Source organism: Candidatus Delongbacteria bacterium, from assembly GCA_041675285.1.
In the GTDB taxonomy this organism is placed as follows: domain Bacteria; phylum CAIWAD01; class CAIWAD01; order CAIWAD01; family CAIWAD01; genus CAIWAD01.
The window spans coordinates 74,765-97,276 of sequence record JBAYTZ010000006.1 but is presented as its reverse complement, the minus strand read 5'-3'; the positions used below and the strand labels follow the sequence as shown (position 1 = coordinate 97,276).

Annotated in this window: 22 protein-coding genes; 20 read left to right on the top strand and 2 right to left on the bottom strand. The window is 71.6% G+C overall.

What is annotated here, in order from left to right:
* Nucleotides 1–20 precede the first annotated feature (20 nt).
* From WC326_07690 to WC326_07665, 6 genes are all read left to right on the top strand, one after another.
* The gene (locus WC326_07690) at nt 21–605 is read left to right on the top strand and encodes a YqaA family protein (GenBank protein ID MFA7330937.1); all 585 of its coding nucleotides are present in this window, start codon (nt 21–23) and stop codon (nt 603–605) included.
* A gap of 92 nt (nt 606–697) precedes the next feature.
* Entirely contained in the window at nt 698–934 is a 237-nt protein-coding gene (locus WC326_07685; GenBank protein ID MFA7330936.1) for a ferredoxin, read from the top strand.
* Between the two features lie 60 nt (nt 935–994).
* Entirely contained in the window at nt 995–2,032 is a 1,038-nt protein-coding gene (locus WC326_07680; GenBank protein ID MFA7330935.1) for a GNAT family N-acetyltransferase, read from the top strand.
* A 20-nt stretch (nt 2,033–2,052) separates the two neighbouring features.
* A complete protein-coding gene (locus WC326_07675; GenBank protein ID MFA7330934.1) occupies nt 2,053–2,670 on the top strand; it encodes a YbhB/YbcL family Raf kinase inhibitor-like protein in 618 nt (205 codons plus the stop codon).
* A gap of 10 nt (nt 2,671–2,680) precedes the next feature.
* On the top strand, nt 2,681–4,123 hold the full coding sequence (locus WC326_07670) for a GNAT family N-acetyltransferase (protein ID MFA7330933.1): 1,443 nt from the start codon (nt 2,681–2,683) through the stop codon (nt 4,121–4,123).
* 32 nt (nt 4,124–4,155) lie between these two features.
* Nucleotides 4,156–4,551 carry a VOC family protein gene (locus tag WC326_07665; protein MFA7330932.1) on the top strand — a complete coding sequence of 132 codons (396 nt, stop codon included), beginning with the start codon at nt 4,156–4,158 and terminating at the stop codon, nt 4,549–4,551.
* A gap of 94 nt (nt 4,552–4,645) precedes the next feature.
* Here the strand turns inward: WC326_07665 and WC326_07660 are convergent, their stop codons facing one another.
* The gene (locus WC326_07660) at nt 4,646–5,413 is read right to left on the bottom strand and encodes an acyl-CoA dehydratase activase (GenBank protein ID MFA7330931.1); all 768 of its coding nucleotides are present in this window, start codon (nt 5,411–5,413) and stop codon (nt 4,646–4,648) included.
* A 22-nt stretch (nt 5,414–5,435) separates the two neighbouring features.
* A complete protein-coding gene (locus WC326_07655; GenBank protein ID MFA7330930.1) occupies nt 5,436–6,710 on the bottom strand; it encodes a double-cubane-cluster-containing anaerobic reductase in 1,275 nt (424 codons plus the stop codon).
* A 310-nt stretch (nt 6,711–7,020) separates the two neighbouring features.
* Between WC326_07655 and WC326_07650 the strand changes: the two genes are divergently transcribed.
* The 14 genes from WC326_07650 to WC326_07585 all read left to right on the top strand — a co-directional run bounded on the left by WC326_07650 (nt 7,021) and on the right by WC326_07585 (nt 22,511).
* Nucleotides 7,021–7,929: a hypothetical protein gene (locus WC326_07650; GenBank protein ID MFA7330929.1), complete on the top strand. Its 909-nt coding sequence runs from the start codon at nt 7,021–7,023 to the stop codon at nt 7,927–7,929.
* A gap of 39 nt (nt 7,930–7,968) precedes the next feature.
* Nucleotides 7,969–8,892 carry a hypothetical protein gene (locus WC326_07645; GenBank protein ID MFA7330928.1) on the top strand — a complete coding sequence of 308 codons (924 nt, stop codon included), beginning with the start codon at nt 7,969–7,971 and terminating at the stop codon, nt 8,890–8,892.
* Nucleotides 8,893–8,896: 4 nt separating this feature from the next.
* Nucleotides 8,897–9,343 (top strand): DUF420 domain-containing protein, encoded by a 447-nt coding sequence (locus WC326_07640; GenBank protein MFA7330927.1) that lies wholly within the window; start codon nt 8,897–8,899, stop codon nt 9,341–9,343.
* A 46-nt stretch (nt 9,344–9,389) separates the two neighbouring features.
* Nucleotides 9,390–10,382, top strand: a complete 993-nt coding sequence (locus WC326_07635) for a glycosyltransferase (GenBank protein MFA7330926.1) — start codon at nt 9,390–9,392, stop codon at nt 10,380–10,382.
* Nucleotides 10,383–10,410: 28 nt separating this feature from the next.
* Nucleotides 10,411–11,376, top strand: coding sequence for an NAD-dependent epimerase/dehydratase family protein (locus WC326_07630; protein ID MFA7330925.1), 966 nt, complete (start codon nt 10,411–10,413; stop codon nt 11,374–11,376).
* A gap of 143 nt (nt 11,377–11,519) precedes the next feature.
* Nucleotides 11,520–12,080, top strand: coding sequence for a DUF6305 family protein (locus tag WC326_07625; GenBank protein ID MFA7330924.1), 561 nt, complete (start codon nt 11,520–11,522; stop codon nt 12,078–12,080).
* A gap of 18 nt (nt 12,081–12,098) precedes the next feature.
* A complete protein-coding gene (gene smpB, locus WC326_07620; protein ID MFA7330923.1) occupies nt 12,099–12,578 on the top strand; it encodes an SsrA-binding protein SmpB in 480 nt (159 codons plus the stop codon).
* Nucleotides 12,575–13,807, top strand: coding sequence for a tyrosine--tRNA ligase (gene tyrS, locus WC326_07615; protein ID MFA7330922.1), 1,233 nt, complete (start codon nt 12,575–12,577; stop codon nt 13,805–13,807). Before smpB ends, tyrS begins: the two co-directional genes overlap by 4 nt.
* Nucleotides 13,804–14,778: a polyprenyl synthetase family protein gene (locus WC326_07610; GenBank protein ID MFA7330921.1), complete on the top strand. Its 975-nt coding sequence runs from the start codon at nt 13,804–13,806 to the stop codon at nt 14,776–14,778. The genes tyrS and WC326_07610 overlap by 4 nt, the downstream gene beginning before the upstream one ends.
* Before the next feature lie 48 nt (nt 14,779–14,826).
* A complete protein-coding gene (locus WC326_07605) occupies nt 14,827–15,753 on the top strand; it encodes an FAD:protein FMN transferase (protein ID MFA7330920.1) in 927 nt (308 codons plus the stop codon).
* Complete coding sequence (locus WC326_07600) at nt 15,750–16,736, top strand: glycosyltransferase family 9 protein (protein MFA7330919.1); 987 nt, start codon at nt 15,750–15,752, stop codon at nt 16,734–16,736. Before WC326_07605 ends, WC326_07600 begins: the two co-directional genes overlap by 4 nt.
* Nucleotides 16,730–18,034: a glycosyltransferase N-terminal domain-containing protein gene (locus WC326_07595; protein MFA7330918.1), complete on the top strand. Its 1,305-nt coding sequence runs from the start codon at nt 16,730–16,732 to the stop codon at nt 18,032–18,034. Before WC326_07600 ends, WC326_07595 begins: the two co-directional genes overlap by 7 nt.
* Nucleotides 18,035–18,204: 170 nt before the next feature.
* A complete protein-coding gene (locus tag WC326_07590) occupies nt 18,205–21,123 on the top strand; it encodes a response regulator (GenBank protein ID MFA7330917.1) in 2,919 nt (972 codons plus the stop codon).
* Nucleotides 21,120–22,511, top strand: a complete 1,392-nt coding sequence (locus tag WC326_07585; protein MFA7330916.1) for a sigma-54 dependent transcriptional regulator — start codon at nt 21,120–21,122, stop codon at nt 22,509–22,511. Before WC326_07590 ends, WC326_07585 begins: the two co-directional genes overlap by 4 nt.
* The last annotated feature ends 1 nt before the right edge of the window (nt 22,512 follow it).

Below are 22,512 nucleotides of genomic sequence, written 5' to 3'. Positions count from 1 at the left end.
AACCCGTGAGGAATGCGTCCATGCTGCGCCGTCTCTACGCCTGGATCCTGCACTGGGCCGACCACCGCTTGGCCGTGCCCGCGCTGTTCGGCCTGGCCTTCGCCGAGTCCAGTTTCTTCCCCATCCCGCCCGACGTGCTGCTCATCGCCCTGACCCTGGGCCGGCCGGCCCGGGCCTGGTGGTACGCGGCCGTCTGTTCCGTGGGCTCGATCCTGGGCGGAATCGCGGGCTATGCGATCGGCGCCCTGCTCTGGGAGGTCCTGCACGACTGGTTCATCCCGCTGGTGTTCTCCCAGCAGGTTTTCGACCACGTGGGCGAACTGTACCGCCAGAATGCCTTCCTGGCGATTTTCACCGCCGCCTTCACGCCCATTCCCTACAAGGTGTTCACCATCGCCGCAGGCGTTTTCCACGACCAGGTCAGCCTGGGCATGCTGGTGCTGGCCTCGGCCATCGGCCGGCCGCTGCGCTTCTTTCTGGTGGCCGGCCTGCTGCGCTGGTTCGGCGAACCGATGAAGGGGTTCATCGACAAGCACTTCGATTGGCTGGCGCTGCTGTTCACGGCCCTGCTGGTGGGCAGTTTCCTGCTCATCAAGCTGCTTTGACCCTGAGCTTTTTATCCGGCGAGTGGCTCCGACCCCCGGGGTTTGCCACTTTCCCTCACGACCCGAATCCGTCCTGTGAAAGGAGTTCCCCAATGGCCGACAAGGCACGCAAATTCCCCGACAACGTCCCCGGCAAATTCTACGTGGACGAGGATTGCATCTGCTGCGGCGCGTGCGTGGACGCGGCGCCCAACAACTTCAAGGAATCCGCCGAAGGCGATCACGACTTCGTCTACAAGCAACCGGAGACTGAGACGGAATTGCAGCAGTGCAAGGACGCCATGTCCGAATGCCCCGTGGACTGCATCGGCGAAGACGGCGAAGACTAAGCCCCCCGCCGGGGCGACGAAAGGGGCGCCTGGGCGCCCCTTTGCTTTTTGGAGGGGACCATGGCCATCACGGCTGAAGAGCTCTTCCGCTCGCACGTAGACAACTGCACGCGCCTGGTGGACCAGGCCGCCGGCCTGCTGCACGCCGCCGGACCCCAGGGCCTGAGCCCGCGGGGCGGCCGCTGGACGGCGCCCGAGATCCTGGGGCATCTGTGGGACAGCGCCCAGCTCAACCACCTGCGCCTGCTGCGCAGCCTGGACGGGGAGGACCTGCTCTTTCCCGGCTACGACCAGGACCGCTGGGTGGCCCTGCAGGAGCCCGCCGGACTGCCCTGGGGCTGTCTGGTGGAAGGCTGGCGCTGCGCCAACCTGCGCCTCCTGCACCTGCTCGACCGGCTGGATCCCGCCCTGCGCACCCGTCCCCATGCCCGGCACAGCCTGGACCGCATCGGCTGGCAGCCCTTCCTGGCGGGCGAGCCCGCCAGCCTGGAGGATCTGGCCCGCGACTACCTGGGCCACCTGCTCCACCACCTGCGGCGCCTGGAGCCGCAGCTGGTGCCGCCCCTGCCCCTCGCCCCCGGCCTGGGCCGCGCCGGCCTGCCGCTGGAAACCGCCCGCCTCAGGCTGCGCGCTTTCCGGGAGGACGACCTGAATGCCCTGGCGCCCATTCTGGCGGATCCCGAGGTGGTGCGCTACCTGCCGGGACCGCCCCGCACGCGCGAGCAGAGTGCGCGCACCCTGGCCTGGTTCCGCAATCAGCAAGAGCGCGATGGTTGCAGCGCCTGGGCGCTGGAGACCCGCGCCGAGGGCCGGCTGATCGGCTGGTGCGGGCTGGCCGAGTTCGACAACACGGGCGAGGTGGAGCTGCTCTACTGCCTGGAACCCGGCAGCTGGGGCCAGGGCCTGGCCAGCGAGGCCGCCCGGGCCTGCGTGGACTGCGCGCGCGAGGGGCTCGGCCTGCCCCGGCTCATCGCCGCCGTGCTGCCAGAGAACAAGGCCTCGCGCCGCGTGCTGGAGAAGAGCGGCCTGAGCTACTGGAAACCCGGGCGCTGGTTCGGCCTGGAGCTGGACATGTACCGGCTGGAGTTCCGCCCTTGACCCGGCTGCCGGGAGGCCCCATGAATCTGCTGTTCCGTCGATCATTTACCACCGGGCTCCGGGCCGGGCTGGCGAGCCTATGCCTGGTCCTGCTGCAGGCTTGCGGGGTGCCCGCTCCGGCGCCACCGGCGCAGCCGGCCGGCGGAGGCGGGGCGGCGGACGGGTTCCGCCTGAGTTCGGTCGCCTTCGCCGACGGCGGCCCCATCCCGGCGCGCTACACGTGCGAGGGTCTGGACCTCTCGCCGCCCCTGGCCTGGAGCGCGCCCCCCGCCGGCACGCTCAGTCTGGCCCTGCTGGTGAGCGATCCCGACGCGCCGGACCCTGCCGCCCCGCAGCTGACCTGGACGCACTGGGTCCGGCTCAACCTGCCGCCCGAGGCCGGCCGGCTGGACGAGCAGGCCGGCAACGGCCCCGCCGCCCCACCGGCGCTGGACGGCTTGAACGACTGGGGACGCGGCGGCTGGGGCGGGCCCTGTCCGCCCGTCGGCCGCCATCGCTACCAGTTCCAGCTTCTGGCGCTGGACACCCGGCTGGAGGCCCGCGGCGACTGGACGCGCACTCAGCTGGAGGAGGCCGCCCGGGGCCACGAGCTGGGCCGCGCCCGGCTCACCGGCACCTACCAGAAATCCCAACCCTGAGGGAGCCCGCATGAACCACTCCACCCGCGAGCCCATCCCGCCCGCCGAAGTCTCGGAACACTACGCGCACTATCTGGCCTGCTGCCCGGCCGGCGACCTGCCGGAGATCCTCGAAGAGCAGCGCCTGCGCGTGCTGGAGGAGCTGGGCGGCTGGGACGACGAGGCCGGCCGGCTGGCCTACGCGCCCGGCAAGTGGAGCGGTGCGGCCCTGCTGGGCCATTTGGCGGACACCGAGCAGGTCTTCTTCGAGCGCGCCCTGCGCGCGGCCCGCGGGGATTCCAGCCCCCAGCCCGGCTTCTCCGAGGACGCGTTCGCCGCCGCCTTCGAGCCCCTGCTCTCCGCCCAGCTGGAGCGCTGGCACCTGCAGCGCCGCTTGATCGAGCTGGAGGTCGCGCGGCTGGAGCCCGCCGCCTGGCTGCGGCTGAGTCGCGTGCTGGACCGCCATGCCAGCGTGCGGGCCCTGCTGCGCATCCTGGTGGGACACTGCGAACACCATCTGACGGTCTGGCGCGAGCGCTACCGTCCGCTGCTGCCCGCCGGCCGCCGGCCGCCGGTGGCCCAGCTGGAGCAGGGTTTGAGCCTGCGTCAGGTGGACCTGGCGGATCTGGACGAGCTGTTGGCCCTAAGCGTCGCCAATCAGGAGCGCCTGGGCCGCTGGCTGGGCTGGGCCGAACCGGGCATCGATCCGGCGGGCACGCGCCGCTTCCTCGTGGCCGCCCGGGAAGCCTGGCTGCTGCGCGGGCTGCCCAACCTGGCCCTGCGCCTGGAAGACCGGCTGGTGGGCCTGATCGGGCTGAACCCGCTGGAGGCGCGCAGCGCGCACATCGGCTACTGGATCGCCGCCGGCGCGGAGGGGCGCGGCCACGTGCGCGCCGCCGTGCGCTGGCTGACGGCCCACGCCTTCGACACCTTGAACCTGGACCGGGTGGAGATCCGCTGCGCGCTGGAGAACCGCCGCAGCCGCGCCGTGCCCGAGTCGCTGGGCTTCCGGCTCGAGGGCGTCCTGAGGGGCGCCCAGCGCTTGGAGCGCGGCGTGCAGGACCTGGCCCTCTATGCCCTGGCCGCCGCAGACTGGCCCGTGCTGAGGGCGGCCTGGGCGGCCGGGGGGCCGGAGCGGAGCCCGGGGGGCGCCTGTCGCGTGCTGCGGGCAGCGGAGGCCGAGCCCGTGCTGGAGCAGGCGGGCCTGCGCGGCTGGCGGCTGGGCCAGGACGGCGAGCGCCGCTTCGTGAGTGTCCGGCTGGAACCCGGGGCCGTGCTGGCGCCCCATCCCGTCCCGGACCGCGCCCTGTTCTGGGTGGCGGCCGGCGCGGGCCGGCTGGAGGTGGACGGCCAGTCGCTGGAGCTGGTGGCCGGCGATCTGGCCCTGGTGGAGGGCGGCGCCGCCCGGGGCTGGACCGGTACGGGGTCTGTGCCGCTGGAGCTGCGCGTGGTGCGCGGCTGGCCCGCGGCCTGAGTCCGGGCGGATGGACGATGGGGGAGGGCCGGATGGGCGGGCTGCATCACGTGGAACTCTATGTCGCGGATCTGGAGCAGGCGCGCGCCTTCTGGCCCTGGTGGCTGGGCGAGCTGGGCTGGACGCCATACCAGGACTGGGAGCAGGGCTTCAGCCTGCGCCTGGGCGCCAGCTACCTGGTCTTCGTGCGCTCGCAGCGGCCCGCCGAGGCTTTTCACCGCTGCCGGCCCGGCCTCAACCACCTGGCCTTCCACGCCACCGACCGGGCCCAAGTGGATCGCCTGACCCGCGCAGTCCGGGACCGGGGTTGGACCGTGCTCTATCCGGAGCGCCACCCCCACGCCGGCGGACCGGATTCCTACGCGCTCTTCTTCGAGGGTCCCGAGCGGCTCAAGCTGGAGCTGGTGGCGCCGGACGGAAACGAGTGACGGGATCCTGTTGCCAGGATCCCGTCGATGAGGCGCGCGGATCGACCCGCTGGGGAGCAGGTCGTCACCTGGATTCCGCGCCCTCGCCAGGAATCTACGAACCAGAGGCAGAAAAAACCGTCTCCGGTATGGAGGCGCTGAGCGCGCAGCCCAGGGACGCCACGTGCTGGGCGTGCTCAGGAAGCAGCAGCTCCAGCTGGAGCGACAGTTCGCGCACCAGGCAGGCGTTCAGGGCCCCGCCCCCCGTGAAGAGCAGCGGGCCTTCCAGCTCCAACCCGCGCACCAGGGCCAGCGTGCGCTGAACCACGCTGCGGTGGATGCCCAGCGCCAGTCCTTCGCGGCCCGCCCCGCGCGCGATGTGGCTGATCACCTCCGACTCGGCGAAGACCGCGCACATGCTGGAGAGGGACTCCGCCCCGTCGGCGGCCAGGGCCGCGGCCACGAATTCCTCCAGCCGCAGACCCATGGCCGTGGCCATCACTTCCAGGAAGCGGCCCGTGCCCGCTGCGCAGCGGTCGTTCATCACGAATTTCTGCAGCCGGCCGCGCTCGTCCAGCCGGATGGCCTTGGTGTCCTGTCCACCGATGTCCACCACGCCCCGCACTTCCGGGTGCAGGAGCGCGGCGCCCCGGGCCACGGCCTTGATCTCCGTCAGGGCCGGGCAGCCGTAGTGCCGCGCGCCCAGGTGCCGGCCGTAGCCGGTCACCGCCAGGGCGTCCCAGCGCTCGCCGGCCAGCAGGTCGTCGCAGACCTTGAGGGGATCCCAGCCGCCGGGCGCCAGCTTGTGCGCCCGCAGCCGGCCGTCGTCCAGCAGCGTGACCTTGACGGCCCGCGAGCCGATGTCCACGCCCGCGCATCTCATGGGCGCGCCTCCGCGGCGGGTCTCACGCTTCCAGCCTTTCCAGAAAGGCCTCCACGCGCGTGCGCAGCTGGCCCGTGTCCTCGGGGCTGTAGTCCGTGTCGATGCGCAGCACCGGGCGGCCGCGCTCCTCGAGCACGGGCTCCACCTGCAGGGCCTCGAACTGGTAGGGCTGGCAGAACTGCAGGCAGTAGTGGATCACGCCGTCTGCGGCCAGCTCGCCCGCCATCCCGTCGATGTGCCCCAGGCGCTCCGGATTGGGGCTGAAGATCGCGCAGTCGATCTGGAAGTAGCGCCCCACCAGGGCGTCCAGCTGGTCGGGCAGGGTGGCGGCCTCGGCCACCAGCGTGCGCAAGCCGCGCGCGCCGATGCAGGACTCCTCGCCCACGATCACGGCGCCGGCCTGCTCCACGATCTGGGGCAGCTTCCAGTTGGGCACGGCCATCGGGCAGCCGCTGAGCAGCAGGCGCGGGCGCCGGTCCGCGTGCACGCCGCTGCCGGCCTGCACGCGCTGCTCGAGTTCGTCGCAGAGGGCGTTCAGCGCGCCGGTGAAGCGCACGGGATCGTCGTAGAAGGAAATCTGCTGGATCAGCAGGGCGTCCAGGCCGCTGATCGGCGCGGGGACGGCGCGGCGCAGGCCGTTCAGGCGGGCCAGGGCCGCGCGCTTGGCGTTCACCACGCGGATGGCCTCGCCCAGGGCTTCGGCGGTCACCGGGCGGCCCAGGGTCTCCAGCCGCCGCTGCAGGATCTCGTACTGGTCGCGCAAAAGGTTCCGCCCGCTCTCGTTCTTGACCTGGGGCAGATCCAGCACGTGCAGGTCGCGGACGAAGCGGCCGAAGCTCTCCCAGGCCTTCTTCTTGCCGTCGCAGGTGTTCTCGCCCACCACCAGGTCGCTGGCGGCCAGGTAGGGGCAGACCCTGGCGGAGGCGAAGCCGAAGGCGCCGCGGATCAGCGCGCAGGTGTTGCGCGGCAGCAGGCGGTCCACCTCGGGCGTGCTCCACTCCGCCCCGGCGCAGAGCCCCACGCAGATGCCGCCTGCGGCGAGCACCAGCTCCTCGGGCACGAAGGTGCAGAAGGTTCCCACCACGAAGCCGCCCCGGGCCTTGTGGTCCAGCAGTTCGCGGATGCGCAGGCCGTGGACCTCGCTCATGACGAAGTTGAAGTAGTCCATCCCCTGGGGACGGTTGGGCTGGCTCAGGAAGACGTCCTGGTAGAGGGGTCCCAGCACGCCGAGCAGGGCGTCGTGGGCCTCCAGATCCAGGCCTAGTTCCTGCCACATGGGATGGTAGTCGACGGACATGATGCCTCCTTGCGACGCCTCCGCGTCCAAGGGGCGGGGAGGAGTCAGTTGCTGGGGTGGGTCGAACTCGCCGCAGGAAGCGGGCCTCAGGTATGGCCCGCCGGGCGGTTCAGTTGATAAGGCTGGATTCGCTCAAACATCAGGATCACTCCTTGAACGACCCCAAGAAGGAATTTTGTCAACAAACCAACAAGTCGCCGGAATCGGGGGCCTGTCGCGTCGCCGGCTCTCGCCTTCCCGCCCCTCACTTCCGATGTTGAGCCCGCGCCGCCGGCCCGGTCCGACTGGCCCAGCTTGCAGGAGATCCCCCATGCCTTGTTTCGTGCCGCTCCCGAAGTCCTGGAACCCCTGGCTCCGTCTTGGTCCCGCCCTGCTGGTCCTGGGAGGGCTGCAGGCCTGCAGCGAGGAGGAGTCCTCGGAAGAGACGGGCTTACGCCTGGCTCTCGTGGAGGGCACCGTGCTGGGCTACGAGCTGCGCGAGGTCTGGACCTATCACGATCTGGCGGACACGACGGCGGCCCTGGGCGGCGACAGCCTGTGGGCCTACGTCAGCCAGACCGTGGCGGAGGCCGGCGCGCTCTACGGCCAACCCGCCCGGCGGGTGCGCGAACGCACGGACTGGTTCGAGTGGGACAACTCGCTCCAACCCGTGCTGACCGAGAACGCCGACCTCTACTACCAAGAGCGCGACGAGGCCCTGTTGCTGCTGGCCAGCAGCGGTCCCTACACCCTGACCCTGGGCCAGCCCGGTCCGGGTTTCTGCCTGCCCCGGGACGGCACCCTGACCCGCGGCGGCCTCCTGCCCGGCCGGGACGCCCCCGCGGCCACGAAGACCCAGCGCTTCGGCGACGACATCTACCTGGAGGATCCGCCCCTGGTGGTGCTGCTGTATCCGCTGGAGGTGGACCTGCAGTGGTCCTACCGCCAGGCGGGCTATCCCTGGCGCATCGACAAGCGCGTGACGGCGCTGGGGCCGGCGGATCCGGACAGCCTGGGCGAGCGCGAGTGCGTCAGCACCGAGTGGTGGTTCGACCTGGACCGGGACGAGGTCTGGGACACGGACACGCGCCTGAGCAGCGTGATGGACGAGCGGGGCCTGGTGAGGTCCGTGCTGGTGCAGGAGGACCTGCGGGTCACGGATCCCGAGACGAACCTGCAGCTGGGCGCCACCCGGCGCGTGGAGCTGTGGCGCGTGACGGACTCCACGCTGGATGATTGAGCGTGCGGGTGGCCGCGAAATGATCGGACTCTGCCGGACATGAAACTGGAAAGCTGGTTGCACCGCCTGGAGGAGGCCCGGGAGACGGATCCCTCCACTTCGGTGGGAATCTGCCTGGACGCCTTGCGCCAGGCCCCGGGCGCCGTGGTGGTGCGGGCCCTGGGACAGCTGCGACGCCTGGGCCACGACGGTTTCGCGGAGGCGGCCCTGGCGGCCTTCCCGCGCCTCTGCCAGGACGGCCGGCGCGCGGATCCGGGCTGCGCCGGGCGGATGGCCATCGCCGAGGGCCTGCTGGCCCTGGACTGGAACCAGACCGAGCCCTGGCACACGGGCATCGGCCTGGTGCAGTGGGAGCCCGTCTTCGGCGGTCGCGTGGACGCCGCCGCCGGCCTGCGCGGCCTCTGCGCCCTGGGCCTGGTGCGGGCCGAGGATGCCCGGGCGCCCCTGGCCCTGGCGCGCCTGCTGGCCGATTCCCAGGGCGAGGCCCGGCGCGGCGCCATCCGCGCCCTGCGCGAGGCCCCGGAGAGCTGGGCCCTGCCGCTCTTGGCCCATCGCGCCCTGCTGCGCACGGAGGACGTGGACGCCCAGCTGGATCTGTTCCACGGCCTGCTGGAGCGCGAGCACGCCGCCGCCTTCGAGCTGGTGGCGGACTTCCTCTGCGCCGACTGGGAGGAGGGCCGCGAGGCCGCGGCCATCGCCCTGGGCGAGCGCGGCGGCGAAGCGGGGGCCAGGCGGCTCTGGGAGTGCCTGGACGCCGAACCGCTGCGCGAGCGGCGCCGGCCCTACTGGCTGGGCCTGGCCCTCTCCCGGGCCGAGGCCGGCCGGGGCGAGCTGCTGGCCCGCCTGGGCACGGGCGGACGCGAGCTGAGGCGCGAGGTGGAACTGGCCCTGGACGGCGTGCTGGACGACACCCTGCGGGCCGCCCTGGCCGGCGGCCGGGCCTCGGCCCGGCGGGGAGGCTGAGCGCATGATGATCCCCGGCACCCGCGCCTCCTGGCTGGCGGGCGTGGAGCTGCTCCTGGGCCTGCTGATCACGGGCGTCCTGCTGGCCGGGGTGCGCCAAGCCTGGCTGGGCCGTCGGGAGGTCCACGTGCGCACCATGCGCCGGCTGCTCCTCCTGCTGGGAGCCTTCCTGGCTGTGTTCGTGGCGAATGTCGCCCGGCGCGGCGGCGTGGAGGCCCTGGGCCCGGCCAGCGGCCCGGCCTTTCTGGGCCTCTTGCTCCTGCACGTGCTGCTGGCGCTGGCCGGCGGCGTGCTGCTGCTGCGCGTGATCGGCTGGGGCTGGCGGGGCCGGCGGCCGGGCGGCGCGGCCCAGCTGGCGCGGCACCGCCGCTGGGGCGGCTTCACGGCGGGCTTCTGGCTGGTGAACAGCCTGCTGGGCGCCCTGGTCTTTCTGGTGGCCTACGTCCTGTGACCGGCGCGCCGCCGGCGCGAACACTCATGCAAGGGGAATCCGGCCGGTGCTCAGCGTGCTCATCCCGCTCTTCGACGGCGTTCGCACCCTGGCGGCCTGCCTGGCGGACTGGCGCGCCCAGGTTGGCGTGGAGCTGGAGCTGGTGGTGGTGGACAACGGCTCCAGCGACGACAGCCTGGCCCTGGCCACGGAACTGACCGCGCGACCCGGGGCGCCCGTCCGCGTGTTCCGGGAGGCCACGCCCGGCCAGTCCGCGGCCACCAACCGGGCCGCCCGGGAGGCGCGCGGCGAGTGGCTCCTGCTCAGCGCCCAGGACATGCGCGTGCCCGCCGACCTGGCCCGCCGCCACCTGGAAGCCCACGCCCGCCACGCCCGGCCCGGCGAGCTGCTAGCCCTCCAGGGCCACATCGCCTACCCGCCCGCGGCCCTGGCCACGCCCTTCATGCGCTGCCTGGTGGAGGAGACCGCCTTCCAGTTCGCCTTCGAGCAGGCAGGCAACCTCCTGGACGCGGACCCCACGGTCTGCTACGCGCCGCACCTCTCGCTGCACGCCGCCGTCTACCGGCGGCTGGGCGGCTTCGACGAGGACTTCCCTTACGGCTGGCAGGACACGGACCTGGGCTGCCGCCTGCGCGCGGCGGGCGGGCGGCTGGTCTACGAGCCCGGGCTGGTGGCCTGGCACGACCATCCGGTGGAGGGCCGGGCCTATTGCCGGCGCATGGAGACGGTGGGGCGCGACCTGCCGCGCTTCGTGGACAAGCAGCCCGGCGTGCTGGATCTGGAGCGGATCCGCCAGGGCGTGGGCGTGCACTTCCTCCAGGGCGGCCGGCTGGCCTCCGCCGCCCAGCGCCTGCTGCGCGTGGCCGAGGAGCATCCCGGGGCCCTCCTGCCGCCGCTGGAGGTGGAGGAGGTCCGCCACGACCCGGTCCACGCGGCCTGGGTCATCCTGCTCAAGTACCATTTCCACAAGGGCGTGCACGACGGCGGGCGCCGGCACTGGGGCGCGGACTGCTGGCGCGGCCTGGGCGGACGGATCTGAACCACGGACTCAACAAGCGGGGTGCGACGTGCGCGTGCTGATGCTGGGCGGCGGGATCTTCCTGGGGCGGGCCATCGCCCGGGAGCTGGTGGCAGGCGGCGCGGAGCTGACCTGTCTGACGCGCGGGCAGCACGGACCCGGCCCCGTGGCCGGCGTGCGGCTGGTGACGGGCGAGCGCCGGGATCCGCAGGTCTTGCGCGAACTGGCCCGGACGGACTGGGACGCGCTGGTGGACACCTGCGCCTACCGGCCCGCCGACCTGGAGGCGCCGCTGGAGATCCTGGGGGAGAGCTGCGGCTGCTGGCAGCTGATCAGCACGATCAGCGTCTACGCCCCGCCCTATCCGCCGCGACCGGCCGAGGACGCCCCCTTGCTGCCGCCGGTGGACCCCGCGGCGCCCCTGGCGGAGAACTACGGCGCCCTCAAGGCCATGTGCGAGGACATGCTGGAGGAGGAGCTGGGCGAGCGCGCCCTGGTGCTGCGGCCGGGCCTGATCGTCGGTCCGGAGGACCCCAGCGAGCGCTTCGGCTGGTGGGTGCGCCAACTGGCCGCCGGCGGTCCCGTGGGCTGGCCCGACGCCCGCCGCCAGCCCTGCCAGTGGGTGGACGTGCGCGACCTGGCGGCCTTCTGCGTTCACCTGCTGCGCGAGGGCGCCGCGGGCATCGTCCAGGTGGCCGGACCCGCCGAGCCCCCCAGCCTGCCCGAGGTGCTGGAGCGGATGGCCCGGGTCTTCCAGCCCGACATCCGGCCGCGCCTGCTGCCGGAAGCCCGCTGGCTGGCCGCCGGCGTGCGGCCCTGGGCCGACCTGCCCCTCTGGCTGCCCGAAGAGGAGTACGAGAGCTTCCGGGTGGACATCTCCCAGGCCCTGGCCGCCGGCCTGCAGCTGCGGCCCCTGGAGGAGACGGTGCGCGACACCTGGGACTGGCTGCGCGACCGGCCGGCTCCCGCCGCCGGCCCCACGCTGGCCCACTGGCTGCAGACCCTGGGTGCGTAGGTCGCCCGCCGGCGGGCACGGCTGACGGCACGGGTTTCCTACATTTTCCGCGCAAATCGCGGCGTCGGGACGCTCCGCGGGCACAGCGCCCGGGCAGCGGCGCGCCGCCTCCACCCGTCGTCCGGATCAATCACGAGACAAGCATGCGCCTTCTTCTCTTCGTCCTGATCAGCTGGCTGGGCCTGGCTCCCGTCGTGGCCGGCGCCGCCGCCCCGCGCTTCAGCGGACCGGCCGTGATCACCTCCGCGGGCCAGAGCAGCGACATCCTGCTGGCCCGCCAGCTCTTCGTCAAGGCGGGCGTGCCGGCCCGGGTCAGCGAAAAGTTCGCCGCGGATTCCCTGGCCGGCGTCAAAAGCCTGGTCCTCGTGCTGGGTGGCAGCTCCAAGGGGCTGGGCCAGGCCAAGAACGCCACGGACAAGGAGCTGGCGCGCGTGGACGCGCTGCTCAAGAAGGCCCGCGCGGCCCGCGTGCCCGTCCTCTGCCTGCACATGGGCGGGGAGGCCCGCCGCGGCCCGCTCTCCGATCCCTTCATCAAGCCCGTGGTGGGACTCTGCCAGCAGGTGCTGGTGCTCAGCGGCGGCAACAAGGACGGCCTGTTCACGCGGCTGGCCCAGGCCGGCAAGGTGCCGCTGCAGGAGGCCACGGACTACAAGGCGCTGGTCGCCCGCATCGCCGAGGCCTACGGCAAGCCGGCCGGCAAGTAGAAGAAAGCTCCCCCACCCATGAGCAAGAAAGCGGCCGCGGCGGAACCCCGCTACATCGCGCAGAACCGCAAGGCCCGCCACGACTACCAGATCCTCCAGACCTGGGAGGCCGGGATCGCCCTGTGCGGCACAGAAGTGAAGTCCTGCCGCGAGGGCCACGCCAGTCTGAAGGAGGCCTGGGCCCGGGTGGTGGCGGGCGAGATCTTCGTCATCGGCATGCACATTTCGCCCTACGCCCAGGGCACGGTGGGCGCCCACGACGAGACGCGCATGCGCAAGCTGCTGCTCCACGCCACCGAGATCCGCAAGATCTCGCGCGAGGTGGAGGGCGAAGGCCGCACGCTGGTGCCGCTGGCCCTCTACTGGAAGAAGCACCTGGTGAAGTGCCGCCTGGCCCTGGTGGCCGGCAAGCGCCAGTCCGACAAGCGCGCCGACGTCTCCAAGCGCGAGGCCGAGCGCGACATCAAGCGCATCATGAAGGAAAGGAACCAGCGGTGAGCGCATCCACGCCGAGCGCGTTTCCACCCGTGAAGGAGCAGCTGGCCGAGATCCGCAGCGGAGTGGCGGAGATCGTGCCCGAGCCCGAGCTGGAGAAGAAGCTGGAGCGCTCGCGGTCCACGGGCCGGCCGCTGCTGATCAAGTTCGGCGCCGACCCCAGCGCGCCGGACCTGCACATCGGCCACGCGGTGGTGATCAACAAACTGCGCACCTTCCAGCGCCTGGGGCACCAGGTGGTCTTCCTGATCGGCGACTTCACCGGGATGATCGGCGACCCCAGCGGCAAGTCCAAGACGCGCAAGGCGCTGAGCCGGGAGGACGTGCTGGCCAACGCCGAGACCTACAAGGCCCAGATCTACAAGCTGCTGGACCCCGAGCGGACCCAGATCCGCTTCAACAGCGAGTGGTTCGCCCCGATGCCCATCGACGAGTTCATGAAACTGACCAGCCGCTACACGGTGGCCCGGCTGCTGGAGCGCGACGACTTCCGCAAGCGCTTCACGGAGCAGACGCCCATCACCATGATGGAGATGCTCTACCCGCTGATCCAGGGCTACGACAGCGTGGCCCTCCAGGCCGACGTGGAGCTGGGCGGCCGGGACCAGACCTTCAACCTGCTGGTGGGCCGCACGCTCCAGGAGGCCTACGGCCAGGAGCCGCAGGTGATCCTGACCATGCCCATCCTCGAGGGCACGGACGGCGAGCAGAAGATGAGCAAGAGCCTGGGCAACTACATCGGCGTCTGCGACAGCCCGCGCGACATCTTCGGCCGCACCATGAGCATCCCCGACGGCCTGATCCTGCGCTGGTTCCGGCTGGCCACGGACCTGCCCGCGGCGGAACTGGACGCCATCGAGGCCGCGCTGGGCTCGGGCGAGAATCCCAGCACCTTCAAGCGCCGGCTGGGTCGCGAGCTGGTGCGCCTCTACCACGACGGGGAGCAGGCCCGGGCCGCGGAGGAGGAGTTCAACAGCCTGTTCCGCCAGGGCGGCGTGCCCGAGGACGTGGCCGAGCGGGTCCTGACCGAATCCGTCGCGCTCGTCGACCTGCTCTGCCAGGCCGAGTTGGCCGAGAGCAAGGGCGAGGCGCGCAAGCTCATCCGCCAGGGCGCGGTCAGCCTGGACGGCGTGAAGCTGCTGGACGAGGTCGGCCGCTTGGAGCCCAGCGCGGCCGCGCGCGTGCTGAAAGTGGGCAAGCGGCGCTTCCTCAGACTCACGAGCGGCGCATGATCCGCCTGGACGACGTGCAGGAGCTGGTCAAGCCCGAGCTGGCTGAGTTCAAGCGGCGCTACGACGAGGCCATCAAGACCGGCAAGTCGCCGATCATCGACCAGGTGGTGCGCTTCCTGGCCGGCAAGCGCGGCAAGATGTTGCGCCCCACCCTGACCTACCTGTCCGCCCGCCTGCTGGGGGAGAGCAACGAGCGCACGCACTTCGCCGCCGTGGTGGTGGAGCTGCTGCACAACGCCACGCTGCTCCACGACGACGTGGTGGACGGCAGCGACAAGCGCCGGGGCATGCCCAGCCTCAACGCGATTTTCGGCAACAAGATCAGCGTGCTGTTCGGCGACTACCTGCTGGCCAACAGCCTGCTGGCCATGCTGGAGTGCGGCGACACGCGGGTCTTCGAAGTGCTGGCCCGAACGGCCCGGCGCCTGGCCAAGGGCGAGCTCGACCAAGCGGCGCGCAGCCGCAACCTGGACATGGACGAGGAGACCTACTACCGGATGGTCTCCAACAAGACCGGCGCGCTGGTGGCCGCCAGCTGCGTGCTGGGCGGCCTCTCCAACCGGGCCGACGAATCCCAGGTGGAGGCGCTGCGCGCCTTCGGCGAGGCGCTGGGCGTGGCTTTCCAGATCCAGGACGACCTGCTGGACTACACGGGCAAGGAATCCATCCTGGGCAAGCCCGTCGGCGAGGATCTGAAGGAGCGCAAGATCACCCTGCCGCTGATCCACGCCTTCGCCCAGAGCGACTCCCAGGACGTGCGCGAGATCAAGCGCATGGTGGCCCGGCCCAAGCTGGGCGAACTGCGCAAGGTGGCGCGCTTCGCCCAGGAGCGCGGCGGCGTGGACTACGCGCGCCAGCGGGCCCGCGAGTTCAGCGCCCAGGCCCTCCAGGCCCTGGAGGTCTTTCCCGACAGCCAGGTGCGCCGCCTGCTGCATGACTTCAGCTCCTTCGCCGTGGAGCGCACGCACTGACGCCAGTGGACCGTTCCCGGTGAATGGTCCAATTCGGAGGCCGGACCCATGAATCGACTGCGATGGCTCGTGCTGTTCTGGCTGGCCGCGGGCGCGGCCGTGGCCGGGGACCCGGTGGTCTGGAAAGCTCCGGTGGGCGCCTGGGAGGCCCGGCTGCGCGTGGAGCAGCCCAATCCGGCCCGGGACCTGGCCGCCGATCTGGCCGCCACCGGAGCCATGCTGGAGCGCCACTGGAGCCAGCTGCGGCGGGAGGGCGCGGGCTCGGAGATCACCCAGGTCAACGTCCTGGCCGGCCAGCGCAGCGGACGGCTCAGCCGCCCGAACTACGACGCCGTGCTGCGCAGCCTGCAGTGGAAGGACAAAACCCGAGGCGCCGTGGACCTGCTGGCCGGACCGCTGCGGCGCTGGCAGGCGGCGGGCGGCGTGCTCCCCGCGCCGGATTCCGTCCTGGCGCTGGTGCGCGACGGCGGCGCCTATTTCGTGGAGCTGGGCGTGCTGCTGCGCACCCCGGGGATGGAATTGGACCTGGATCCCATCGCCGACGGCCTGCTGGCCGACCGGGCCCTGGACAGCCTTCGGGCTCGCGGCCACCGGGGCGTGTCCGTCGGGCTCGGCTCCGTTTGGCGTGTCACGCCGGGGGATTCCATCCGCATCCTGGACGATGGCAGCGCGGCGAGTGGCGCCGGACCCTGGTTGGCCGGCCGGGCCTGGGCCAGCCGGCCGGCGGGTGGAGCACAGCTGGATCCGCGCACGGGCAGACCCGTGGAGAGCGGTTTCCGGGCCGCCGTGCTGGCGCCCACGGCCGAGGAGGCCGCGGTCTGGGCAACGGCCCTCAGCCTGCTGGGCTGGGAGGGCCTGGAGCTGCTGAACGACCTGCCGAAGGTGGACGCCGCGCTGGCCGGGCCAGGTCCGGCCGGGCCGGAACTGCGCCGCACGGCCGGGTTCCCGGCGGGCACGGGGCTGGATCCGCGGTGAGCGCCACGGCCCTCCTGCGCCTCTCCGCGCTGGGGGACATCCTGCTCTGCGAACCCGTGGTCCGGGTGCTGAAGGAGCGCGAGCCCAATCGCCCGCTGATCTTCATCACCAAGGAGCGCTTCGCCGAGATCCCGCGCGGCTGGCCGGACGTGGACCACGTGCTGGCCCTGCCGGATCCCATCGACGGCCGGGCCCTGGCCGGGCTGCGCGCGGAGCTTGCGCGCCTGGGTGTGGACCGGCGGCTGGACCTGCACAACACGCTGCGCTCCCGCCGGCTCTGGCCGTGGGGCGCGACGCGGCTGCCCAAGCACCGGCTGCAGAAGTGGCTGCTCGTGCACGGCCGGGCGCTGCCCGCGGCCTGGCGCGGGGATCCCGGCCCGCTCTGGCGCCGCAACCTGCGATTGGTGGGAGTGACGGAGCCTGGGACCGACCTGCGACCCCGGCTGGTGGTGGAGGGCCACGTGCTGCGTCACGGCGCCCGGCGCCACGTGGCCCTGGTGCCCGGGGCGGGCTTCGCCACCAAGAGCTGGCCCGAGGCGTGCTGGCGCGAGTTCCTGCCCCTGCTGCTGGAGCAGGTGCCGGAGCCCGTGCTGCTGCTGGGCGGGGCGGCCGAGCACGCGCTGGGCGAGCGGCTGGCGGCCCTAGCGCCGGACCGCGTCCGCAATTGCTGCGGCGCCTGCAGCCTGTCCGAAAGCGCCCGGCTGCTGGCTGACGCGCGCTTCGTGGTCAGCGGGGACACGGGCCTGCTGCACATGGCCGACGCCGCCGGCGTGCCCGGCGCGGCCCTGTTCGGGTCCACCGTGCGCGAACTGGGCTTCTACCCGCTGGGGGAGAGCCTGCGAGTCCTGGAGATTCCCTTGTCCTGTCGGCCCTGCAGCCACGTGGGAAGGACCGCCTGTCCCCTCGGGCACCTGGACTGCCTGCGGCGCATCGCGCCCCGGGACGTGCTGGCGGCCTGCCTGGCCGCGGAGGCCGCATGCTGACCCTCTACCGCTGGCTGAGCCTGCCCGCCTGGCTGCTGCTCATGAGCGTGGGCCGGCTGATTCCCCGGGTGCGCGAGAACATCCTGGCCCGGCGCGGCTGGTCCGCCGCCCTGCGCCAAGTGCGCGCCCAGCGCGGCCCGAACTGGCGCCCGGTCTGGATCCACTGCGCGTCCATGGGCGAGTTCGAGGCCATCCGGCCGCTGGCCCGCGCCCTGCGCGCCCAGGGCCGGCCCGTCGCCCTGAGTTTCTTCTCCACCTCGGGGCCGCGTCACCTGAAGGAAGGCGTGGAGGCCGACTGGGTGGGCTACCTGCCCTTCGACACGCCCGGCGCGGCCCGGCTCTTCCTGCGCCTGCTGGACCCCGCCGTGGCCGTCTTCACCAAGCACGACCTCTGGCCCAATCACATCCTGGCGGCCCGGAGCGCGGGCGTGCCCCTGCTGTTCGTCAACGCCAACTTCCACCCGCGCTCACGGCTGGCCAGCCCCTGGCTGCGCCGCTTCCATCGCCGGCTGCTGCCGCAGTTCGACTGGATCGCCGCCGTCAGCCCGGCCATGGCCGAGCGCTTCCGCGAACTGCTGGCCGGCCTGCCCGTGGCGGTGGAGGCCTGCGGCGACTCGCGCTTCGACCGCGTGGTGGAGCGGGCCCACGAGAGCCGGGCCCTGGAGCGCCTGCCCCGGGACTTCCTGGCCGGACCGCGGCTGGTGGGCGGCTCCACCTGGGAGCCCGACGAGGACTTCCTGCTGCCCGCCTTCGCCGAGCTCTGGCGCGCCCGCCCGGAGCTGCGCCTGCTGCTGGTGCCCCACGAACCGCGCGACCACCACCTGGAGCGCATCGGCCAGCTCCTGGCCGGGCTGGGTCTGGCGTCCTGCCGCCTGAGCGCGCTGGAGGCCGGCGAAACGTGGAGCGGCCAGCCCGTCCTGTTGGTGGATCAGGTGGGCCTGCTGGCCGGCCTCTACGGCTCGGCCCGGGCGGCCTGGGTGGGCGGCGGCTTCACCACGGGCGTGCACAGCGTCATCGAACCCGCCGCCTTCGGCCTGCCCGTGTTCATCGGGCCGCGCCACCATGTCTCCCAGGAGGCCCAGGACCTGCTGGCCTGCGGCGGCGCCATGGAGATCCACAGCCTGGACGAGGCCCGCGACTGGCTGGGCCGCGTGTTGGCCGATCCCGCTCTCCAGGCCCGGATGGGCGCGGCCTCCACGGCCCTGGTGGGCAGCCGGACCGGGACCACCGCCCGCTTGCTGGAGCGCGTGCTGGCCAGTGCGGCCCGCCCCGCTCCCCCCGAAGTTCCCGCTGCCTAAGCCCTTCGCCCTTCAAAGCTGTCGGCATGGCCCCGTCCCATTCTGCCCTTGCACCTTCGCCCCGTCTGCCTGACCTTGGGCAGGCCCGGGGTCCAAGCTGGAAGCAGGGGGACCGGTGGGCCGGAGACTAAGCTCCGGACGCCGGAAAGCGCCGCCGAGGAAGCCGTCACATGCCCTACATCCGCCGCATCCTCTGCATCGACGACGACCCCGATGCCCTGCGCGTGCTCACCGAATACCTGGCTCTGGAAGGCTACGAGGTGGTGGCGGCCCCGGACGGCGCCTCGGGCATCCAGATGCTCACCCTGGAAAACGTCCAGCTGATCATCACGGATCTCAACATGCCCGGCCTGACGGGCATGGACGTCATCGAGATCGTCCACAAGAACTATCCCCACCTGCAGATCATCGTGGTGACCGGCTTCGGCACCATCGAGACCGTGCTCGAGGCGCTCCACAAGGGCGCCATCGACTATCTGGTCAAGCCCTACCTGCTGGAGATCCTCAAGCTCTCGCTGGGCAAGGCCGAGCGCCAGGCCGAGATCGAGGACCGCCTGCGCCGGGCCGAGGAGGCGGGCAGCCTGCCGGGAAACCGCCATCTGTTGGAGGCCCTGCCGCTGCCCACGGCCCTCTTGGGCGCCGGGCGCCAGGTCCTGCAGCAGAACGAGCGCTTCGCTGCGCTGTTCGGGGACTGGGGGCCCGACGGTCCCCAGCTGCTGCCGCCCAAGGCCCGCCGCCGGCTGGAGGACTTCCTGCACGCCAAGGGCGCACAGGAGGACAGCCTGCTGCTGCGGCTGGGCGGCAAGGGCGGCGAGCGCGTGCTGGAATTGAGCCTGCTGCCGGTGGAGGGCGAGCGCGAGGCCTTCCTGCTGCAGGCCAGCGAAGTGGATCTGCCCCAGGCCGCCGAGGCGGACGGCCTGGAGGAGGCCCTGCTGGTGATCTCGCCCGGCGGCAGCCTGCTCTGGGGCAACGGCGCGGCCGTGGACTGGTTCGGCCTGGACGAAGACGCCTTTCCCACGGTGACGGAGCTGCTGGGCGAAGCGCTGGATCCCTCCCAGCTGGCGCCGCTGGCCGACGACCTGCCGGCCACGGCCACCTTCAGCTGGAACGTCCGCCTGCCCCGCGGCCGCGGCCCGCAGCAGGTGCAGATCCTGGCCACGCCCCTGCTGGACGAGCGCCTGCGCCGGCTGGGCAGCGTGCTCAGCCTGCGGGCCGTGGGTCCCTTCCAGGGCTCCGCACCCTTCGACCGGCGCAACCAGGGCGAAGAGGGCCTGCCCCTGCTCAAGGTGGGCGGACAGGGCCGCGTCCGCTGGATCAGCGAAGGGTTGGCGCGCCTCTCCCGGCTGCCCGTGGAGGACCTGCTCCAGCGCCCCCACGAGGAGTTGCTGGCCGAGCTGCAGGCCCCCGGCGGCGCCGCGGCCCGCCAGTTCGAGGAGCGCGCCCGGGTGGCCCAGAGCGACGGCCTGCTGGTGGAGCTGCGGCCCCGGGATCCCATCCCCATCGCCCTGGACATCGAAGAGCAGAAGGCCAAGCTCTACCGGGCTTCCAACTTCCTGCACCACCTGCTGAGCGAGGCCGGCGCCGTGGACCACGCCCGCCTGCGCGAGCGGCTGGACGAGGTGGCGCACACCCTGGTGCAGTCCGGCCTCAGCCGCCGGGCCGCGGTCTACCTGCGCAACGGCGAGACCCTGCTGGGCTGGGGCTTCGCCGGCTACACGCCGGAGGCGGAGGAGGCCATCCGCCGGGATCCCGCCTGGCGCGCCACCTGCGAGGACGAGGAGCGCATTCCCCGCCGCGTGGGCGCGGCCTGTCTCTGCCCCGCCGAAGGGCACGACGGCTCCGAGGCCTGGCTCGTGCTGCCCATCCAGGACCGCCACCAGCGCGAGGTGGGGCGCCTGCGCCTGGAAGGCCTGCCCAGCGACGCCCTGCCCGGCGAGGCCCAGATCCACCTGATCGAACTGATGCTGCGCCACGTGGCCCTGGCCCTGGACGAGTTGGAGCTGGAGCGCCAGGTGGCGCGCAGCGAGGCCCGCTATCACGACCTCTACGAAAACGCCAAGTACTCGATCATCGTCGTGGACGTGGAGAACGGCCGCATCCTGGACGTGAACCGCGAGGCCGAGCTGCTGACAGGCTTCGCCCGCAGCGAGCTGATCGGGATGCGGATCTGGGAGACGCGCGTGGAGGACTACCAGGAGGCCGCGCGGCGCAACTGGCTGAAGACCCTCCAGCGCGAGAGCACGTCCTTCGAGAACGTGCCCCTCAAGCGCAAGGACGGCAGCACGCTCTACGTGGAATACAACTGCATGTTCAGCGAGTTCAACGGCCGGCCCGTGGTGCAGAGCTTCTACCGCGACGTGACGGAGAAGCAGGCCCTGGAATACACGCTGATCCAGAGCCAGAAACTGGCGGGGCTGGGCCAGCTCTCGGCGGGCGTGGCCCACGAGCTGCGCAATCCGCTGGGCATCATGGGCTCCTCGCTGTACTACATCAATTCGGTGCTGGACAAGGAGGAGAAGGTCCCCGACCAGGTACGCAAGCACCTGGGGATCATCAAGAACGAAGTGGACCGCTCGCGCAAGATCATCGAGAACCTGCTCTCGTTCTCCCGCGTCTCCAACCAGGAGCGCGAGCGCGTGGACCTGAACGACCTGCTCCGCGTCACCCTCGACCTGGTGAAGAAGGAGCTCCTGGTCAACAACATCCGCCTGGTGACCGAGTTCGGCGAACTGCCCGGCGTGCAACTCAACCTGGACGAGCTCAAGCAGGGCTTCCTCAACATCATCCTCAATGCCACCCAGGCCATGCCCGACGGCGGCCTGCTGCGCATCCGCTCGCGCCTGGAGGCCTCGCGCGTGCTGATCGCCTTCGAAGATACCGGGCAGGGCATCAGCAAGGAGAACCTGCCCAACGTCCTCAACCCCTTCTTCACCACCAAGGAGCCCGGCATGGGGACGGGGCTGGGTCTGTCGCTGACCCACTCCTTCATCCGCCGCGCCGGCGGCGACCTGACGGTGGAAAGTGAACTGGGCATCGGCACCACGGTCCGCATCTGGTTGCCGGCCTGCGAGCAACAGGAGCTTACATGAGCCAACGGCTGCGCATTTTGCTGGTGGACGACGAGATCAACATGCTGGAGTCCCTAGGGGACGTCCTGCGCGCCGAGAAATACCAGGTGGCCACCGCCTCGAGCGGCGAGGAGGCCATGGCCCGCCTGGAGAAGGAGCGCAACTTCGATCTCATGATCACCGACCTGAAGATGCCCAAGATGAACGGTCTGGACCTGCTGGACCGTGCCTCCAAGGCCTTCCCGTCGCTGGACGTGATCGTGCTGACCGGACACGGCAGCGTGGAGAGCGCCGTCCAGGCCATGCGCCGGGGCGCGCACGACTTCCTGCTCAAACCCTTCCAGCCCGAGGACGCGCTCTCGATCATCTCCCGGCTGGACGAGAAGAAGAACGGCCACCTGCAGAACAACTCCTTCATGAGCGAGCTCTCGCAGACCTACGGCTTCGACTCGATCATCGGCAACAGCCCGGCCATCATGAGCGTGTTCAAGAAGGTGGCCACGGCGGCCAAGTCCAACGCCAGCATCCTGATCACCGGCGAGTCCGGGACGGGCAAGGAGCTGGTGGCCCACGTGATCCACTACTTCAGCCACCGCGCCAACCGGCCCTTCATCAAGACCAGCTGCGCGGCCTTCGGCGAGGGCGTGCTGGAGAGCGAACTCTTCGGCCACGAACGCGGCGCCTTCACCCACGCCGTGGAGCAGCGCAAGGGGCGCTTCGAGCTCGCCGACCGCGGCACGCTCTTCCTGGACGAAGTGGGCGACATCCCCATGCACACGCAGACCAAACTGGTGCGCGTGCTGCAGACCAAGGAGTTCGAGCGGGTGGGCGGGACGGAGACGCTCAAGGTGGACGTGCGCGTCATCGCGGCCACCCATCGCAACATCCGCCAGATGATCAGCGAGGGCCGCTTCCGCGAAGACCTGTTCTACCGGCTCAACGTGATCCCCATCGTGCTGCCGCCGCTGCGCGAGCGCCAGGAGGACATTCCGCTGCTGGTGAACCACTTCCTCACGCAGCTCAGCCGCGAGATGGCGAAGAAAATCGACAAGGTGGCCGACTCGGCCATGGACGAGCTGGTCAACTACCCCTGGCCGGGCAACATCCGCGAGCTGCGCAACGCCGTGGAGCGCGCCGTGGTGTTCTGCGAGGGGCGCCAGCTCAAGGTGGACGACCTGCACGCCGAGCGCCTGCACGACGCCCAGGAGGACGGCCACGCCCTGAAATTGAAGAGCCTCAGCCTCCAGGAGGCGGAGTCGTCGCTGATCACGCACTGCCTCAACCTGACCAAGTGGAACCTCTCCAAAACGGCCAAATTGCTGGAGATCAGCCGGGGCACGCTGTATTCCAAAATGGTCAAGCTCGGACTGCGGGACACGGAGGAAGAGGAGGCGCCGGAGGAGGAATAGC

Excerpts from the sequence above, each read along its gene's own strand:
- WC326_07675 (MFA7330934.1), top strand. The coding sequence starts at position 2,053 with ATGAATCTGCTGTTCCGTCGATCATTTACCACCGGGCTCCGGGCCGGG.
- WC326_07665 (MFA7330932.1), top strand. The coding sequence starts at position 4,156 with ATGGGCGGGCTGCATCACGTGGAACTCTATGTCGCGGATCTGGAGCAG.
- WC326_07645 (MFA7330928.1), top strand. The coding sequence starts at position 7,969 with ATGAAACTGGAAAGCTGGTTGCACCGCCTGGAGGAGGCCCGGGAGACG.
- smpB (MFA7330923.1), top strand. The coding sequence starts at position 12,099 with ATGAGCAAGAAAGCGGCCGCGGCGGAACCCCGCTACATCGCGCAGAAC.
- WC326_07690 (MFA7330937.1), top strand. The coding sequence starts at position 21 with ATGCTGCGCCGTCTCTACGCCTGGATCCTGCACTGGGCCGACCACCGC.
- WC326_07610 (MFA7330921.1), top strand. The coding sequence starts at position 13,804 with ATGATCCGCCTGGACGACGTGCAGGAGCTGGTCAAGCCCGAGCTGGCT.
- WC326_07625 (MFA7330924.1), top strand. The coding sequence starts at position 11,520 with ATGCGCCTTCTTCTCTTCGTCCTGATCAGCTGGCTGGGCCTGGCTCCC.
- WC326_07595 (MFA7330918.1), top strand. The coding sequence starts at position 16,730 with ATGCTGACCCTCTACCGCTGGCTGAGCCTGCCCGCCTGGCTGCTGCTC.
- WC326_07640 (MFA7330927.1), top strand. The coding sequence starts at position 8,897 with ATGATGATCCCCGGCACCCGCGCCTCCTGGCTGGCGGGCGTGGAGCTG.
- WC326_07650 (MFA7330929.1), top strand. The coding sequence starts at position 7,021 with ATGCCTTGTTTCGTGCCGCTCCCGAAGTCCTGGAACCCCTGGCTCCGT.
- WC326_07605 (MFA7330920.1), top strand. The coding sequence starts at position 14,827 with ATGAATCGACTGCGATGGCTCGTGCTGTTCTGGCTGGCCGCGGGCGCG.
- WC326_07670 (MFA7330933.1), top strand. The coding sequence starts at position 2,681 with ATGAACCACTCCACCCGCGAGCCCATCCCGCCCGCCGAAGTCTCGGAA.
- WC326_07680 (MFA7330935.1), top strand. The coding sequence starts at position 995 with ATGGCCATCACGGCTGAAGAGCTCTTCCGCTCGCACGTAGACAACTGC.
- WC326_07685 (MFA7330936.1), top strand. The coding sequence starts at position 698 with ATGGCCGACAAGGCACGCAAATTCCCCGACAACGTCCCCGGCAAATTC.
- WC326_07590 (MFA7330917.1), top strand. The coding sequence starts at position 18,205 with ATGCCCTACATCCGCCGCATCCTCTGCATCGACGACGACCCCGATGCC.
- WC326_07655 (MFA7330930.1), bottom strand. The coding sequence starts at position 6,710 with ATGTCCGTCGACTACCATCCCATGTGGCAGGAACTAGGCCTGGATCTG.
- WC326_07660 (MFA7330931.1), bottom strand. The coding sequence starts at position 5,413 with ATGAGATGCGCGGGCGTGGACATCGGCTCGCGGGCCGTCAAGGTCACG.
- WC326_07585 (MFA7330916.1), top strand. The coding sequence starts at position 21,120 with ATGAGCCAACGGCTGCGCATTTTGCTGGTGGACGACGAGATCAACATG.